This window comes from Marinifilum sp. N1E240 (assembly GCF_009295825.1).
Taxonomy (GTDB): Bacteria; Bacteroidota; Bacteroidia; order Bacteroidales; family Marinifilaceae; genus Marinifilum_A; species Marinifilum_A sediminis.
In genome coordinates, this window is record NZ_WHKF01000004.1 from 452,589 (window position 1) to 470,134 (window position 17,546).

Here is a 17,546-nt window from a genome sequence, read left to right on the forward strand (position 1 = left end):
AGCTTTAAATTTTCCCAAGTATCTTATCCATTACCCAAGCTGTGTGAGAAGCAGTTAGGCCATTCGAGGGATGTTGTATATTGCCAATAAGTTGTTCTCTTATATTCTGAACATGATAGAGCTGTATATTTTCAGGATTATCTATAAATACCTCATTTGTTCCATTTTGATTAGATAAGAGGAGAGGAGCCTCGTCAAATACAGAAAATGTAATTTTACCTTTGCTTCCAAAAATTTCAACGATATCTTCTCTTTGACTACAGCCAAAGTTCCAACTACCAGTTCCAATTATACCATTTTTATGCAACCAACACGCGGTTATAGCATCTTTTGCTTTGTATAAATTCTGTTGGTTAGTACTTATTCCTGATGCATCTTCAATGTCACCTAATAGGTGAATGAAAAGGTCAAGTCCGTGGCTTGCCAAATCATCGAAATAACCACCAGGAGCTATTTCTGGATCTGTTCGCCAATTGTATTGACCTGATAAATCCAGTTGATTGGCAGGTTTGCTTAAATGCCAGCGTATATGTCTGATTTCTCCAATACTATTATTGTTAATCCATGTTTTTACCTGCTCAAAACGTGGTAAGGAGCGACGATAATAGGCGACAAATAAGGGAAGATCTTTGTTGGAAAACGCCTCACAAATTTCCACACACTCTTTGTAATTTGGAACTAAAGGCTTTTCGATACAACAAATTTTTCCTGCCTCCGCAATTTTTAAAGCATAATATTTATGTGAGTCAGGTGGCGTGGCAATATAAACTGCATCAATCTCTTTATCATGAATTAATTCGTCGGCATTGGAATAGAACTTGGCAATTTTATGTCTTTGAGCAAAATCTTTTGCTTTATCAGCATTTCTTCTCATAACTGCGCTAAGTTCAAAACCTTCTGTTTTTTGATAAGCAGGACCGCTTTTAAGTTCTGTTACACTTCCACAGCCTAAAATACCCCAACGAATTAAAGTTTTATTTTCCATGCACAATTTTAAAAAGAAAACTTAGTTCCACCATTTTTTCGCGCTAGAAATTTGAACAGAATTTATTGTTATGGCTTCCCCAATTTTTAGAGTTCTATATTTTACATTTAGTAATTTGGCGGTTAGTTTTCCAAAAACTGATGATGCTCCTATAATTAAAACGGTTCTGTTTTTTCTTCTTTCATATTTGCTAATCAATTTTTTTTGGATAAAACAAAATTAATAAGCAGATATGCGAAAGAGGTATACAAATTACCGAAGCTTGTATACGAATTACAGATTATTAATGTAAGTAATGGAATTGATTTACATTCAATAAAGAGATTGATGAAGTATTAATTGTGAAATTTAGAATTATCAACTAATTCTTTTTCCAATTGTTTTAATTCAGTAATGTCATCAATTATTGTAACGATATACTTTTCCTTTTCGAAATTAAACAAGCGTGTTGAAAATTGTAAATGTTTATCGGAACGCATTCCATGGTAGTCAATAAATGGCTTGATAAGATGCTTGTTTTCTACGGGTTTGTTTTCGGCATACGATAAAAGAGCAGCTATTCGAAGTTCACAACTATTGCACTGAGTAGTAGATCCACAGTTTCTATTCTCTTCTATGTGATAAGCACAGCCTAGTACTTCTCCACATTTTCGATACAAAAGTTGTTCATCTTTTTTATTCGAAAAAATTGTAGTTAAAGGATCATTAAATGCTCTTAGTTTTAAATTATTATCTAAGAGCATTACACAGCTGTTTATATTATTTAAAATAATATTTAAGAAATCACTGCTGCCACTTAGTAGGCTAAATCGTTCATTAGTGTGCGTAAGATCTGTCATATTGTAAATCCCCCTTATTTAAGTTGTAGTCAATAATCGAATAAGAAAGTTAATATAATTTAAAATTAATTCCAAAAAATATGTTATTAAAAATAATCTGTAAATATGCAGATGTTGAGTGTTATAGGGTGTTTGGAGGCTTTGTTGTTTTAAATGTTAAAGTGGTGTGATATTGTAAATTCCTCTAGTAATTACATTGGATAAGTTTTGTGCATCAAGAATTTCGATATATTCATTTGATTCGATTCCAACGTCGATAAATTTTCTCTTTAAAAAGATATTGTTCTCAATTTCTTTATCAATTATGAAAATATAAGAATCCGTTCCTGATTTGAAGATAGCTGATATTGGCAATGCCAAAGCATCTTTTTCATTTGTTTTAATTTCAGCATCAACATATGATCCATAATTAAGATTTCCTTTTATTACATCAGCTAAGCAAATAATAGATTTCGATTTTGAATCAATTGTATTTCCAATACTTTTAATAATTGCTATACTTTCATTTTTGCCTGGACTTATAATAGTAACACTTTGACCTTTTTTTATTGAGTTAATATCTTTCTCAAAAAGATTAAGCTTTATCTGTAGCTTATCAGGATTAACAATTTTAGCAAGTAACTCTTGATTTTCAGTATATTTTCCAATTGTAATTTTATTATTTTCAATAAATCCACTTATTGGAGCAACAACGGGAAAATAAGTATATAATTTTCCATTTTTAATCCGGCTAGTATTGAATCCTAAAAGCTCGAGTTTTAATTGCAAAGATTCGAGATATATTTTTGATGTAAGATACTTACTTTGAGAAATTTCAAATTCTTTTTTGGCTCCAATGTTTTCATTCATTAATTCTTTTTGCCTTAAGTAGTTTGATTTTAGCATATTGGTTTCTATTACTTTATTGGCAAAATCAGTTTGAAGATTTATAAAATCGTTGGAAACCAGTTGGCATAGCACTTGTCCTTTTTTCACAAAATCGCCTGACGAAAAATGGATTGATTTTATTATTCCTTTGATTGGAGTACTAATTTCAGCATATCCATCAGGTTTAGCCGAAACATAGCCGGTACAACTTATCTTGTCTGTAAAGCGGTGGATTTCAGGTTTACCTATTTCCATTTTGTCATTATTGAATTGTTCCTTGGTGATTTGAATCAATTCTTCTGATGGAATAATTTCTATGGATTCTTTAGAATCTTGATTTTTACATCCAATTGCTAAAACCATTAATATTGTAATTATAATTATCTGTCTCATGATTATTTACTTAAATAGTTCAATTCAATTGCTACTTGATTGTATTTAAACAAGTCGTCTAAATGTTTGGTTCTTAGTTCTAATGCATTTTCCATACTAATTGCAAATTGGAAAAAATCTACTTCACCTAGTTGAAAAGTCTTTTCTGCATTACGAATAATTTCATTACTTAAGTCAATTCCTGTGTTTTCGAAGTACTGTATTGTTTCCTTATATTTTATTAATTCTGATTTTAATTCCCGTTGTTTAGAGTGTAGTTGAATCAAAGTATTGGCTTCACTTAATTTTGACATAATTAAACCGATCTGTGTTGCTTTTATTTTAGACTTATGAGCTTTATAAAAGAGAGGAATGGATAAACCAATTTGAAATCCTTCGTAGGTTTTATGATTGGAATAACTGTTTGAGCCTCGATAATAAGATAAGGAAATATCAGGTAATGTTTTGTTAATTTGAAGCTTTGATAAAAGTTCTTTATGCTGTACATCTAATCTAGCCTCTTGCATTGTAAAACTTGACTTTGGCTTAAATTCTTCTAATTGAATCTTTTCCAATTTTTGATCCTGAATTTTATAAGGTGTCTGTATTTGAGTGATTGAATTTAACTTTGTGTAAGCAATCACTAATTTATGTGAAAGATCTTTAACTTTCAATGTTGTTTTTTCCTGTTTTGCCTTGGAATTCAATAAATCTAAAAGACTAATTTCTCCATTTTTGTATTTCAGTTTTGCACTTTTTGTGTAATTGGAAAATAAGGAATCTATTTTTTTAAAAACTTCCATTTTGTTAGTCAGATACAATATTTGGTTGTATGCTAAAGAAATATCCCTCACAATTAACTGCTTGCGATGATTGAAAATCAATTCTGCTGAGGATATTTTTTGCTTGTTAATTTTGTTTTGTGCAGAATAAACGGTTGGGAAACTAAAATTTTGTTCCAGCCCAAATATTTTTAGTGGATGCCCATTTTCAGCTATATTGTTTTGATCGTATTCGTAAAATAATTTTGTTTTATCCGGGTTAAAAAATGAAGCTTTTAATGTTTCTTCTTGCTTTAATTGGAGTTCATAAATTTGTAGGTCTTTGTTGTTTTTAAATGCTAATTCAATGGTTTCGTTTAAATCATACTCTTTTGTTGTTTGTGCCTGAATTCCAAAACAGGACATCGCTATAAGAAGAATCGTAATTACAGATTTAGAACGGATGAATCGAAGAGGTCGGAAACGAATACCGGTAACATTGTAAAAGATTTCGAATAACAATGGAAGTGCGATCATTGTTAGCATACTGGAACTAATTAAACCGCCAATAACTACCGTTGCTAAAGGTCGCTGAACTTCGGCACCTGCTCCGGTTGAAATTGCCATAGGAAGAAAGCCGGTTGCAGCAGCGGCAGCAGTTAAAATCACAGGTCTTAGACGATTTTTTGTTCCTGTCAGGATTAATTCCCTCATGTTGCTCATTCCGCCTTTTTGTAAATCCTTTAGATGCTCGATAAGAACGATACCGTTTAAAACAGCTATTCCAAATAGTGCGATAAAGCCAATTCCAGCCGATACACTAAATGGCATCCCTCGTATCCATAAAAACAGAACTCCACCAATGGATGATAGGGGAACTGCGGTAAAAATCATAATGGCATCTTTGAAAGATTTAAATGCAAAATGTAAAAAGATAAATATTAGTAATAAGGCTACAGGAACTGCAAATAGTAAACGTTTGCTTGCATTTTGAAGGTTTTCAAATTGTCCTCCATAATGAATATAGTTTCCAGGTTTTAATTGGATGTTTTCATCAATACGAGTTTGAATATCTTCTACTACAGATTGAAGATCTTTATTTCTTACATTTACACTAATTGCAACCATTCGGTGAGTATTCTCTCTTGAAATTTTAGCAGGTCCTTCGGTATATGTAATATCAGCTAATTCACTCATTGGAATAAGGTGAGATTTGTTTAGTGGAATAGGTAAATTTCTGATATTATTTATATCCACACGATTTGCTTGATTTAATCTTACTACCAAATCGAATTTTTTTTCTCCTTCAAAAACACTTCCACTTGCAGCACCTCCAAATGCCATAGCTAAATAATTGTTAAGTGTTTGAATGTTTAAACCATATCTTGCTATCTGCTTTCGTTTATAAGCAATATTCATCTGAGGTAATCCTTCAGTTTTTTCGATTATAATATCAGCGGCACCTGGAACTCTTTCAATCGTTTTTTTTATTTCAGTAGCTTTTGCACTCAAATACTTTAGATCATCTCCGAAAATTTTTATGGCAATATCTGCTCTTACTCCAGTAATCAATTCATTGAATCTCATCTCTATAGGTTGAGTGAATTCATATTCAATTCCGGGGATTATTGATAGAGCATCTTTAAATAAATCCGCAAGTTGTTCTTTGTTTTTTGCCGAAGTCCATTCACTTTTAGGATGTAATTTAATAATCATGTCAATTTCTTCCATCGACATTGGATCGGTTGGTACTTCGGCGGCACCAATTCTACAAACAATTTGATCAATTTCGGGAAAGCTATCAATTAAAATTTGCTCCATTTCGGTGCACATTTCTACCGTTTTAGATAGGGATGTTCCCGTTTTTAAAACAGGCTGAATTACAAAATCACCTTCATCGAGCGTTGGTACAAATTCGCCTCCCATTCTTGAGAAAATCACCCCAGTAAAAAGCAAAGCTATTAGAGATAGACCTAATACTATCCTTTTGTGTCCACACGACCATTTCATAATTGGAGTATAGGATTTATACAACCATTCCATAATTCGAGAAGAAATATTCCTTTTGTTTATTGGCTCAGGTTTTAAAAATAGAGAGGAAGCTACCGGCAGCCATGTAAAACCAAGAATCATTGCGCCTATTATTGCAAAACTGAAAGAAAGAGCCATAGGACGGAACATTTTCCCTTCAACACCTTGTAAGGATAAAATAGGAATAAAAACGATAAGGATGATTATTTGTCCAAAGATGGCAGAGTTCATCATTTTGGAAGCGCCACTTATGGTTAGTTTATCTAATAAAGATTGGCGATTCTCTTTACTGGTACTATTAAATTCTGGGGATTTTACTGTAATTCTGATGGCAATGTATTCTACGATTATAACTGCTCCGTCTATAATAATACCAAAATCTAAGGCTCCTAAACTCATTAGGTTAGCATCTATTCCAAAAATATACATTACGGATAATGTAAATAGAAGTGAAAGAGGAATCATTGATGCAATAACTAATGCTGACCTAAGATTGCCAAGTAATACTATAACTACAATCATTACTATTAAGCATCCTAAAACTAAATTTTCAATTACGGTGTTGGTTGTTTTTCCAATCAATTCGCTTCTCTCAAGAATTGGATTTACAAAGACACCTTCAGGTAGGTTTTTTTGTATTTCCTCGACTCTTTTTTTAACCTCATTTATTACCAATTTCGAATTGGCATTTTTCAACATCATTATTTGTCCAAGTACTTTCTCGCCTTCACCATTTGCCGTTATGGCTCCATATCTGTTGGCAAAACCAAAATGAACTTTGGCTATGTCTTTTATCAAAATTGGTATTCCATTGTTGTTCTGAACTACAATGTTTTCGATATCAGCTATCGATTTTACTTGTCCATCGCCTCTTATAAAATAACTCTGATTCGTTTTTTCAATGTAAGCAGCTCCTGTTATACTATTGTTATTTTGGAGTGCCTCAAACAATTCCATCAGATTTACATTCATCGATTTTAAATGAAGAGGATCTACCTGCACTTCATATTGTTTTAAAAAACCACCCCAGCTATTAACTTCCACTACTCCGGGTATCCCAGACAATTGTCTTCTCACAATCCAATCTTGAATGGTGCGAAGTTCCATCGCAGTATATTTATCCTTAAATTCAGGTTTTACATCTAGAATGTATTGATATATTTCACCAAGACCAGTTGTAATTGGTCCCATTTCAGGAGTTCCGAAACCATTGGGAATATTAGCAGTAGCATTTTTAATTTTCTCGGCAATTAACTGTCGTGGCAGATAGGTTCCCATATTATCATTAAAGACTAGAGTCACTACCGATAAACCAAATTTGGATACAGAGCGAATTTCTTCAATGCCGGGTAAATTAGACATTTCCAATTCTACAGGTGCAGTTATAAATTGTTCAATTTCCTGAGTAGATAAATTTCCTGAAGTTGTGATAACTTGAACTTGATTATTAGTTATATCGGGGACCGCACCAATGGGAATTTTTAGAATAGAGTAGGAACCAAAAAGAACGATAGAAAATGTAAATAGGATAACTATTAGTTTGTTTTTGGTACTAAAGGCAATTATTTTCTCTAACATGACGAAGTTTTTTTGAATCTTAATTCTTGATTGAATTTTTGCGTCAACTTAAAACTCATTGCAATAAATATTCATCGCACCTATTCTTCGCCACTACCTTAAAATATTTATACTAATAAATTGACAATTGATTAGAATTTTAAACTATTTCCAAGTTATGAAAATAATACACCTATGACAAAAAAGATAGCTATTGATTTGGATATGATAAATAATATTAATGTTTTTTGATGTGTAATGTAATGGCTGGTAAAACAAAAGATATTAATTTATTAGGCTTTGATACAATAGGGATTTTATACACAGACGCTTATATGCATAAATAGTTGTGCTTGTGACAAAAGAATTATTTTTCTGAGATGTGTCCCTTATTTGTATGAATGTTGGAATAATTTTTTGTTTTATAAACAATTTGTGTTTTATAGCTGTAAAAGGAAACAAAAATTACTTCTTTCCGTAAATCTGATTTGTAGTTTTCACTGAAAAGTGGGAAGCCCAAAGACTTTACTATTTAAAATTGATGAATGCTTTCACTGGAGAGCCAATTAAATTTACCTATGAAAAAAATACTTGTTGTTGACGATAAACCATCTATGAGCCAATTAATGGTTCGATTTCTACAAAACTCATTCGATGTAACAACCAAGGATGATGGACTTAAAGCTATCTCATGGTTGCAATCGGGTAACATTCCAGATATCATTTTAACAGACCTACAGATGCCAAATATGGATGGTATCGAGTTAATCAAGCGAATTAAGGAAAGTGGATATTTTAATGATATTCCAATTATTGTTTTAAGTAGTCAGGAAAGTAGTAATGTGCGTGTTGAATGTCTTAAGCTAGGTGCGGAAGATTACATAATGAAACCATTTAATCCTGAAGAATTGATGATAAGAATTGAACGTTTGATTAAATAGAGATATTATGGAATCAGTAAACAGACAAATGAAGTTGATGTATATTGGCTCTGATGATGTGGTTCTTTCCAAACTAAAAGGATTGAATGGAAGAGTTAATCTTGTGCACCATGCAAATCCATTGGAAGCTTCTTCATGGATTGAAAATAATGGGTTGGTTGATGGTGTTGTTTGCGAGTTGGAATTACCAGGACTGAATGGTTTGGACTATAATGATGTTTTTGTAAACAAGTTCGATAAGCAACAAAAGATACCATATATATTGTTGGTTGATGAAAAACAACCTGAAATCATTAAAAAAGCCATCCAGCAAAAAATTAGTGACGTATATACTAAGCCAGTTGATGCTGAAACCATAACTAATAGAGTAAACTTTCTCAAGGTTTTAACGGTGCACATGTCTTTTAATCAGGCAGAAGAAAACCAAAATGTTAAGGTATACAAAACTCCTTTCTTTAAGCGTACTTTCGATATCGTTTTTGCCAGTTTGGCACTTCTTGGATTATCTCCATTATTGTTGGCTTTTGTTATTGCTATTCGATTGGAATCCAAAGGAAAAGTGTATTACATATCTAAAAGAGTAGGTACAGGCTATCGAATATTTAATTTCTTAAAGTTAAGATCTATGTATCCTGATGCAGACAAGAGATTAAAAGAATTGGAACATCTGAATCAATATCAAAGTGAGGAGAATGTGGAAGAAAATAACGTTGTGGAAGAGGATGTTGAGGAAAATCAAGGTACAATATTGTTTGGTGATGAGGAAGAAGTAGCTGAAACAACACATATTAAGAGACAAAAAAACAAACAAGATAAGGCATTTGTAAAATTTGAGAATGACCCTCGAATTACTAGGGTTGGTCATATTATACGAAAGTTAAGTATTGATGAATTGCCTCAGTTGATAAATGTAATTCGTGGAGATATGTCAATTGTAGGGAATCGCCCATTGCCATTGTATGAAGCGGAAATGTTGACTACCGACGAATGGACTGATCGTTTTAATGGTCCGGCTGGCATTACCGGTTTGTGGCAAGTGGAAGCCAGAGGAAAATCTTCAAAAATGTCGCCTGAGGAACGAAAAGGTTTGGATAATAAATATGTTGAAATTGCGAATAGTAGTTATTCATTTTGGAAAGATATTTGGATTATTCTACGAACCATACCCGCTGTTTTTCAAAAAGAAAACGTTTAAATAAGCTCTTATGAAATTAAGATTATTGCTGTCCTTGTTTGTGTTTTTTGCTGGAACTGGATATTCCACAGCTCAAAATATAGAGGATATAGTGAATAAAACTGTTCAGGGAAATCAAGTTTCAGATTTACTTTTACCGCTTAGCCAAATACAAGATTTGGCAATTCAAAATTCTCCATTGTTGAAATTATATGATTCCGAGATTGTAATTGGTCAATTTAAAATAAAGGCTGAGAAACGAGATTGGATGTCAAATTTGGGTTTTGAAGCTGGAGCAAAATATGGATTGTATGATAATTTGGTAATTACAGAAGATTTAGGCACCGGCGAGTCTAATACCTCAACCACAGAACAAACACGATATAGTGTTGGTGTATTTTTAAAAATTCCTCTTAATAATATTGCGGATAGGTCTAATGTAAGACAGGCAAAAGCTGAGTTGGAGAAAATTCGGTATCAAAAAGAAAATAGTGAACAAGAACTTCGTAAGTTAATTATTGTACAATATAATAATGTATTGAAATCAAACATGAGTTTGGAAATTAGGAATAAATCTTATGAAATGTTCAAATTACAGTTAATCAGATCTGAGAAAGATTTTGTGAATGGAAAAATTAATATCTCGGAATATTCAAAAGTACATGATATGACAGTAAGGGCAGAACTGGAATTTAACAATGTAAAAATTGAATTACGTACTGCCATTCAGGTGTTGAATGAAATTGTAGGAGCTCAGGTTACACTCTAAATCTAATTATTTTGAATATTATATTCTTTATACGACTACTTCAGAAGCATATGCTAATATTGGTTATTACACCAATAATGATGGCTGGTTTGGTATTTTTTCTTACCCAAAACCAACCAAGCAAGTTTGTTTCGCAAACAAAAATATATACTGGAATTGCAACAGGTTCATCAATTGTTTCACTTGAGGAATCAAAATTTGATTTGTTTGGAACCAGAACTGCTTTTGATAATTTAATTAATCTGATAAAATCGAAAACGACAATTGAAGAGGTTGGTTTGAAGCTGTTTACCCAGCATATGTTGCTGGATGAAGCCAAACAGGATGTTATTTTAAGAAAACATTATAACGAGCTGATGGCAATTGTTCCGGATGAGGTAAAGGATTTAGTTGTTAAGAATAATTTTGAAAAAACATATCATAATTTTTTGCAATACAAGAAAGAGAATCATTCCAATTTTGTGAATGAATTGATTAATTTAAATCATCGCCATTATAGTTCTAAAAAGATATTATCAAAAGTTAAAGTAAGCCGTGTTCAATCGAGTGATATGGTTGAAATAAAGTATGAATCTGATGATCCGGGAATTTGTTCAGGAACCTTAAAGTTATTAAACGAGGTTTTTGTAAAAGTGTATTCCGATATTAAAGTAAATCAATCTGATGCTGTCGTTAGATATTTCCAAAAAGAAATTGAAGGTGCAAGAGCTTCTTTAAATGGAGCAGAGGAAGAGTTGGTAGAGTTTAATCGTAATCATAACATCATAAATTATTACGAGCAAACAAAGCATATCGCATCTGAAAAAGAGCATTTTGATTTGATGTACACTCAAATTTTAATGGATCATGTTGCAGCGGAATCGGTATTGAAGGTCTTAGAAAGTAAGATGTCTGAAAGCGAAAAACGACGGATTAATAGCGATGAGATGATTGCTTTGAGGGATAGCTTATCAAATGTGAATTATCAAATTTCTATGAAGATTAGTCGTTCAGAAATTTTTGGAGAGTTAAATGATGACGAAACTGAAAAACTGAATAGGTTAAAAACTAAAGCTGGTGAGTTAACTCAATATCTTAGGAAAAATGTTGAAAAACAATTTGATTTGGATAATAGCATTGAGGGGTTAACTGGTAGTTCAATTCTTGAACAGTGGTTGCAAAAAATGATAGAATTTGAGTCATCACAAGCTCAATTGGAAGTGGGAAAACTAATTACAAAAGAATTTGAAGATTTGTTTGAAACTTATGCTCCATTAGGTGCGAAAATGAAGCGTTTGGAACGAAAAATTGATGTCGCTGAGAGGAAATATTTATCGATGCTGAACAGTTTGAATACAGCGAAATTAAAACAACAGAATATTGAGCTAAATTCGAATCTAAAAATTGTTGCAGAACCATTTTTTCCTATCGAAGCAGAACCTAGCAAGAGGAAGTTTCTGTTAATTATAGCATTTATGGTTGGAGGAATAATTCCAACATTTATAATTTTAGCTTTAGAATTTTTGGATAGTAGTATAAAGACCGTTAGACGCGCAGAAGATAAAACAGGCTTGAAAGTTGCTGCTATGTTTCCTAAAAACTTAAATAAAAATGATAAGTTGGATCATGAGTTTATAAATGGAAGAAGTTTGGATGTAATTGCCAGAAAACTCACTTTACTTAATCATACAGAAGAAAAAGGCAAAGTTCATAAGATACTTATTTATAGCAATCTGAAAGGGGAAGGTAAGACTTATTTATCAAGTTTACTTTTCGAGAAATTTGAACAATTTGGGTTAAAAACATTGTTCGTAACTCCTCATGATATTGAAGCTCCTATAGGTTGTACTTGTATTAATTATCAGGTTAAACCAAATTTTAATCGATTATCAAGTATTCAGGATATTTTGAATGATGCAGTAAATATGAACGATTTTGATTACGTATTTGTTGAATTACCTGCAATTATTTCAAATGCATACCCATTGAGATGGTTTAAAGAAGCTGATAATTCACTATTAGTGCTTCGAGCAAATCGTGCCTGGGCTGAAGCTGATAGCAATTCATTAAAAGATATAGAATTGGTGAGTGAAGGAAAACGATCACAAATAATACTTAATGGTGTGGAACTAACCGAAATGGAAAGTGTGTTAGGAGATCTGCCTAAAAAACGTTCATGGTTTAGGAGAGGAATTAAGAATATTTTGAGATTACGCTTTTTTACCAATGCAAATATTCTGTAGATGTTAAATACCATTCGAAAAATACTGAGAGAAAAAAATGTTCTGTCCCTATCGACAAGTATTTTGACTGCAGCATTAGGTTTGCTTGGATTTTTACTTCTTACCAGAGGATTGGATAAGAGTATGTTTGGAGATTGGGTGTTGTATACTTCATTGGCAACATTTGTTGATTTACTTCGGTTTGGATTAACAAGTACTGCCTTAGTTCGATTTGCATCGGGTGGAAATAATGATCAAAAGAAGGCGTATTTGGGCGCAAGTTTTAAAATTGGACTTCTTGTGATTGGCGCAATTGTTATTGTTTTGTGGTCTATGTTTTTTATCACTAGTAGTTTACAGATACAAATGAATAATGGTTACTATTTATTTCTGAAATGGTATCCAATCCTAGCTATTTTAAATTTATCATGGAACAATTCTGTTTCTTATTTTCAAGCGAGTCAGAATTTTAAATCAATACTATTTATTCGATTACTTAATGTAGGAAGTTTTGTCTTGTTTTTAGTTGCAAATAATCTGTTTTTCCGTTTTGGGATAATTGAGATATTGTATGCTCATCTGGCTTGTAATTTATTGCCAAGTATTCTTGTTTTTATTAAAAAATGGGACGGACTATTGTATATTAATAGAGCAACGAAAGAAACAGTAGCTGAGATGCTAAACTTTGGTAAATTCTCTATGGGGACTCTAGTGGGATCGAGTTTATTGCGAAGTGCAGATACTTTTATTATTGGTTTAAGTCCAATTTTAGGATCGGTAGGAATTGCACAATATGCTATTCCTTTAAAGTTGACCGATCTTCTTGGAATACCGTTACGTAGTTTTACCGTGACAGCATTTCCTAAAATGTCAAAATTAAGTTTAGATGGAAAATTAGAGGAATTCAAAAAGGTGTTTTATTCGTATAGTGGTGCGGTAACTTTTCTTTTCGTACCGATAGCAATTGGAGGTTTTATTTTTGCAGAACCATTAGTTTGGTTGCTTGGAGGCGATCAATACAAGGATTCATTACCATTGTTAGCCAATATCTTTAGAATCTTTTCGATTTACTCAATTTTATTGCCAATCGACAGGTTTACTGGCGTTGCACTGGATAGTATAAATAGGCCTAAATTAAATTTTTATAAAGTGATAGTAATGACATCAGCAAACATTATTGGTGATCTTATTGCTGTTTTCGTTTTCCAATCCTTGCAAGCGGTAGCATTGGTTACAGTTGTATTTACTTTAATAGGAATTGTAATTGGATACACATATCTAAATCGTGAGATTAGGGTTAATATTATGCAAGTAGCAAACGGAGGATTGATCTTTTTTAAGAATTTAAGAAGGCACTTATAATTCAATGTAAATGAGCAACGATTTTACCATAACAAGAGGTAGTGATATACTAAGAAAACCAGTTTGGTTTATCGGTTTGTTGTCTATGATGCTTGTTTTGGCTTTTATGATTGCGAAGGGAGGATTGGTAGCAGGGGTTGGAATTATACTTGTGCCAGGGATGATAACTGCGGTTTCTTTCATTTTCAAAATTCCCCGGGTTGGATTGATTTTTATTTACCTTCTAAATTATATAGTACTTGGTTTAGTTAGATATGTAAAAGGAATTCCTTTAGGATTGAGTATCGATGGTATCCTGATAATGATATATCTGGCTTTATTCTTTAAATCGTTTTTTGAAAAAGTACCTTGGAAAAATGCAAAAAATGATTTGGTAGTATTGGCTGGTGTTTGGTTTGCTTATGCTATTTTTCAATTGGTAAATCCCGAAGCAGTAAGTCGTGTTGCTTGGTTCTATGCCATGCGTGGAGTGGCATTTTACATGCTATTGATTATTCCAATTTTGTTTATTGTTTTTAATAAGCAAAAGGATCTGGATCTTTTTTTCAAAATGTGGGCTTGCCTGGCACTTTTGGGTTCATTTAAGGGAATAATGCAAAAACATTTTGGTGTGGATCCATGGGAACAGGCATGGCTTGATGGCGGCGGTGAACTTACACATATACTTTTCGGAAAATTAAGAGTTTTTTCCTTTTTCTCAGATGCGGGACAGTTTGGAGCTTCGCAAGGTCAGGCAGGTGTTGTTTTTGGAATACTAGCCTTGAACCGAGAGAAATGGGATAAGGTTAAAATATTTTATGGCATTGTGGCTTTTTTAGGTCTCTATGGAATGATGATTTCAGGAACTCGTGGGGCTATTGCAGTACCAATTATGGGATTTGCATTGTATACTTTTCTTAGAAAAAATATACGTGTTATGATTCTTGGAGCACTTATGGGACTTATGGTTCTGGTATTTTTCAAATATACTACAATAGGTTCTAGTAATTATACAATTAATAGAATGCGTACCGCTTTCGATCCCAATGATGCATCCTTGCAAGTTAGGTTAGAAAATCAAAGAAGATTAAAAACCTATATGGCAAGCAGACCATTCGGAGGTGGTATTGGATCGGCAGGGAATTGGGGGCAACGATTTACTCCAAATACTTTTTTAGCGAATACACCAACCGATAGTTGGTATGTAATGATTTGGGCAGAACAAGGTGTTGTAGGTTTAACTCTGCATTTGTTTATTCTCTTTTATGTATTAGGAAAGGGAAGTTATTTAATCATGTTCAAATTAAGAGATGAGAGGTTGAAAATACAAATGATGGCTTTGGCAGGAGGTATGTTTGGAATTATGGTTGCCTCATACGGGAATGGTGTTCTGGGTCAAATGCCAACTGGTTTAATAATGTATTCAAGTATGGCTTTTTTGTTTTTGGCTCCTAAACTCGATCAGGATATAGCCGATAAAATAGCATTGGAAGAGAAATAAGAAATGACTTAAAATCAACTATTATGCAAAATAATGATGGAAAACAACCAATGGTTTCAATTATTACAGTTAATTATAATCAGGCTGTGGTTACTTGTGAGTTTTTAGAAAGCATTCAAAAAATCACATATTCTAATTATGAAGTTATTGTTATTGATAATGCATCACCAACTGAAGATCCCTCATCCATAAAAGAGAATTATTCTTTTATAAAATTCATTAAATCAGAAGTGAATTTAGGTTTTGCAGGTGGAAATAATTTGGGCGTTAAAGAAGCAAAAGGTGAATATCTTCTTTTTATTAATAATGATACGGAAGTGGAGCCTGATTTTTTACAACCTATGATTGAAAAATTTCAGGAGGATGATAATATTGGGATGATGAGTCCAAAAATTCGATTTCATCACACTCCGGATACCATACAATATGCAGGCTATACTCCGATGAATCCCTATACAATGCGTCAGCATTTGATAGGCTATAGAAAAGTAGATACAGGTCAGTTTGATGAACCAAAATTTACCTATAGCATTCATGGAGCTGCTATGATGGTGCCAAGAAAAGTAATAAAAGAAGTCGGTATGATGACCGAGGTATATTTTCTTTACTACGAAGAACATGATTGGTGTGCAAGAATTAAAAAAGCTGGTTATAAGGTTTTTTATCAGCCTAAATCACTGGTTTTTCACAAAGAATCGATATCAACAGGAAAGGAAAGTCCACTTAAAACTTATTACATATCTCGTAATAGAGTTGTATACACCAGAAGAAATTCAAAAGGCTTACTATTTATATTGAATTTATTATTCCTCTTGGGTATAACATTGCCAAAGAATACTTTAGTTTTTCTTGTTAAGCTGAGATTTGATCTGCTAAAGGCATTTTATAGAGCAATGTTTTGGAATTTATTTCATTTTAAAGGGATTCATCACAACCCAAAGCTCTCTTAATGCGTATCAATCTACTTTAGAGATTATATCACTAAATACTACTTATGGAATCAATTTTGACTTTTTTTCACGTATTAGAATATATTTTATTTATCTATTTGGGTATAGCTGGAATTTACATTCTGATTTTTGCTTTAGCCTCAGTTTTCAAATATTATCCTAAAAGAAAGAAGAATTGTAAGCAGAGGAAAACTGCTGTTCTTATTCCTGGATATAAGGAGGATGCCGTAATTGTTGATGTTGCTAAGCAAGCTTTATTGCAATCTTATAAACAAGAAAATTACGATGTTGTTGTAATTGCAGATTCTTTTCAATCTGAAACTATTGATAAACTTCGAGAACTTCCGATTAAATTAATTGAAGTAAGTTTTCCAAAAAGTACAAAATCAAAAGCTTTGAATAAAGCTATGGAGGTACTTGGAGATGATTATGAAATTGCCTGCATTCTCGATGCAGACAATATTATGGAAATGGATGTTTTAGAGAGAATTAACGAATCGTTCGAGAATGGATATAAAGTAGTGCAAGGTCACAGGGCAGCTAAAAATGTGAATACTTCCTTTGCTGTTTTGGATGCTGTAAGTGAGGAGCTAAATAATAATATCTTTCGTAAAGGACATCGAATACTTGGTTTGTCATCAGCATTAATTGGTTCGGGAATGGCTTTTGATTACTTGTTCTTTAAGAATATAATGAAAGAAGTAAACGCCGTTGGTGGATTCGATAAGGAATTGGAATTGCGATTGCTTAAAGACAATCAAAAAATAGAATATTTACCGGATGCTATTATTTACGATGAAAAAATCCAAAAATCAGATGCATTTGCCAATCAAAGAAAAAGATGGTTGTCGGCGCAGTTTGTCTATTTCCAGCGTTATGCATTGCTAGGTTTAATACATTTGATTTTTAAAGGGAATGTGGACTTTTTCGATAAGGTATATCAAATGATCTCTCCACCACGAATTCTACTATTGGGGATGGTTGGATTTTTTACAATTGCCTATTGGATGATTCATTTGTTATTTCCCAATTCATTAGAAATGGCATTGACCCAGAATCATTGGAGCATTGTAATGGCAATAGTTGTAATGGCATTTGCCATTGGCATACCACGAAAATTTTACAATAAAGCAACTTTACAAGCCATAATGTCTTTACCAAAAGCATTTTTCATCATGTTTGCTTCGCTATTTAAATTAAAAGGAGCAAATAAGAAATTTATACATACTCAACACGGACAATAGGCTTTATTGACTA

Annotated in this window: 12 protein-coding genes; 8 read left to right on the forward strand and 4 right to left on the reverse strand. The window is 32.6% G+C overall.

All coding sequences use genetic code 11. From position 1 onward, the window contains the following. Positions 1-4 precede the first annotated feature (4 nt). The 4 genes from GCQ56_RS13330 to GCQ56_RS13345 all read right to left on the reverse strand — a co-directional run bounded on the left by GCQ56_RS13330 (position 5) and on the right by GCQ56_RS13345 (position 7,433). The gene (locus GCQ56_RS13330) at positions 5-985 is read right to left on the reverse strand and encodes a Gfo/Idh/MocA family protein (protein ID WP_152734966.1); all 981 of its coding nucleotides are present in this window, start codon (positions 983-985) and stop codon (positions 5-7) included. A gap of 335 nt (positions 986-1,320) precedes the next feature. Next, positions 1,321-1,728: a hypothetical protein gene (locus GCQ56_RS13335; protein WP_152734967.1), complete on the reverse strand. Its 408-nt coding sequence runs from the start codon at positions 1,726-1,728 to the stop codon at positions 1,321-1,323. Positions 1,729-1,980: 252 nt separating this feature from the next. Continuing rightward, positions 1,981-3,084, reverse strand: a complete 1,104-nt coding sequence (locus tag GCQ56_RS13340; RefSeq protein WP_152734968.1) for an efflux RND transporter periplasmic adaptor subunit — start codon at positions 3,082-3,084, stop codon at positions 1,981-1,983. Positions 3,085-3,086: 2 nt separating this feature from the next. Beyond that, positions 3,087-7,433: a CusA/CzcA family heavy metal efflux RND transporter gene (locus GCQ56_RS13345; protein WP_152734969.1), complete on the reverse strand. Its 4,347-nt coding sequence runs from the start codon at positions 7,431-7,433 to the stop codon at positions 3,087-3,089. Positions 7,434-7,990: 557 nt separating this feature from the next. Between GCQ56_RS13345 and GCQ56_RS13350 the strand changes: the two genes are divergently transcribed. The 8 genes from GCQ56_RS13350 to GCQ56_RS13385 are packed head-to-tail and all read left to right on the forward strand — an operon-like array spanning position 7,991 to position 17,533. Then, complete coding sequence (locus GCQ56_RS13350) at positions 7,991-8,353, forward strand: PleD family two-component system response regulator (RefSeq protein WP_152734970.1); 363 nt, start codon at positions 7,991-7,993, stop codon at positions 8,351-8,353. Between the two features lie 7 nt (positions 8,354-8,360). Then, on the forward strand, positions 8,361-9,548 hold the full coding sequence (locus GCQ56_RS13355) for a sugar transferase (protein WP_152734971.1): 1,188 nt from the start codon (positions 8,361-8,363) through the stop codon (positions 9,546-9,548). Positions 9,549-9,558: 10 nt separating this feature from the next. Continuing rightward, on the forward strand, positions 9,559-10,296 hold the full coding sequence (locus GCQ56_RS13360; protein WP_152734972.1) for a TolC family protein: 738 nt from the start codon (positions 9,559-9,561) through the stop codon (positions 10,294-10,296). A gap of 11 nt (positions 10,297-10,307) precedes the next feature. Continuing rightward, positions 10,308-12,518, forward strand: coding sequence for a hypothetical protein (locus GCQ56_RS13365; RefSeq protein ID WP_152734973.1), 2,211 nt, complete (start codon positions 10,308-10,310; stop codon positions 12,516-12,518). Further along, positions 12,519-13,859, forward strand: coding sequence for an oligosaccharide flippase family protein (locus tag GCQ56_RS13370; RefSeq protein WP_152734974.1), 1,341 nt, complete (start codon positions 12,519-12,521; stop codon positions 13,857-13,859). A gap of 10 nt (positions 13,860-13,869) precedes the next feature. Beyond that, positions 13,870-15,339: an O-antigen ligase gene (locus GCQ56_RS13375; RefSeq protein ID WP_152734975.1), complete on the forward strand. Its 1,470-nt coding sequence runs from the start codon at positions 13,870-13,872 to the stop codon at positions 15,337-15,339. A gap of 23 nt (positions 15,340-15,362) precedes the next feature. Beyond that, positions 15,363-16,289: a glycosyltransferase family 2 protein gene (locus tag GCQ56_RS13380; RefSeq protein WP_152734976.1), complete on the forward strand. Its 927-nt coding sequence runs from the start codon at positions 15,363-15,365 to the stop codon at positions 16,287-16,289. A 44-nt stretch (positions 16,290-16,333) separates the two neighbouring features. Continuing rightward, positions 16,334-17,533, forward strand: a complete 1,200-nt coding sequence (locus GCQ56_RS13385; protein WP_152734977.1) for a glycosyltransferase family 2 protein — start codon at positions 16,334-16,336, stop codon at positions 17,531-17,533. Positions 17,534-17,546: the final 13 nt, after the last annotated feature.

What these genes read in the sequence shown, in the direction of transcription:
- GCQ56_RS13335 (WP_152734967.1), bottom strand. Translation starts at nt 1,728, where the DNA reads ATGCTCTTAGATAATAATTTAAAACTAAGAGCATTTAATGATCCTTTA.
- GCQ56_RS13350 (WP_152734970.1), top strand. Translation starts at nt 7,991, where the DNA reads ATGAAAAAAATACTTGTTGTTGACGATAAACCATCTATGAGCCAATTA.
- GCQ56_RS13380 (WP_152734976.1), top strand. Translation starts at nt 15,363, where the DNA reads ATGCAAAATAATGATGGAAAACAACCAATGGTTTCAATTATTACAGTT.
- GCQ56_RS13375 (WP_152734975.1), top strand. Translation starts at nt 13,870, where the DNA reads ATGAGCAACGATTTTACCATAACAAGAGGTAGTGATATACTAAGAAAA.
- GCQ56_RS13330 (WP_152734966.1), bottom strand. Translation starts at nt 985, where the DNA reads ATGGAAAATAAAACTTTAATTCGTTGGGGTATTTTAGGCTGTGGAAGT.
- GCQ56_RS13385 (WP_152734977.1), top strand. Translation starts at nt 16,334, where the DNA reads ATGGAATCAATTTTGACTTTTTTTCACGTATTAGAATATATTTTATTT.
- GCQ56_RS13345 (WP_152734969.1), bottom strand. Translation starts at nt 7,433, where the DNA reads ATGTTAGAGAAAATAATTGCCTTTAGTACCAAAAACAAACTAATAGTT.
- GCQ56_RS13340 (WP_152734968.1), bottom strand. Translation starts at nt 3,084, where the DNA reads ATGAGACAGATAATTATAATTACAATATTAATGGTTTTAGCAATTGGA.
- GCQ56_RS13370 (WP_152734974.1), top strand. Translation starts at nt 12,519, where the DNA reads ATGTTAAATACCATTCGAAAAATACTGAGAGAAAAAAATGTTCTGTCC.
- GCQ56_RS13360 (WP_152734972.1), top strand. Translation starts at nt 9,559, where the DNA reads ATGAAATTAAGATTATTGCTGTCCTTGTTTGTGTTTTTTGCTGGAACT.
- GCQ56_RS13355 (WP_152734971.1), top strand. Translation starts at nt 8,361, where the DNA reads ATGGAATCAGTAAACAGACAAATGAAGTTGATGTATATTGGCTCTGAT.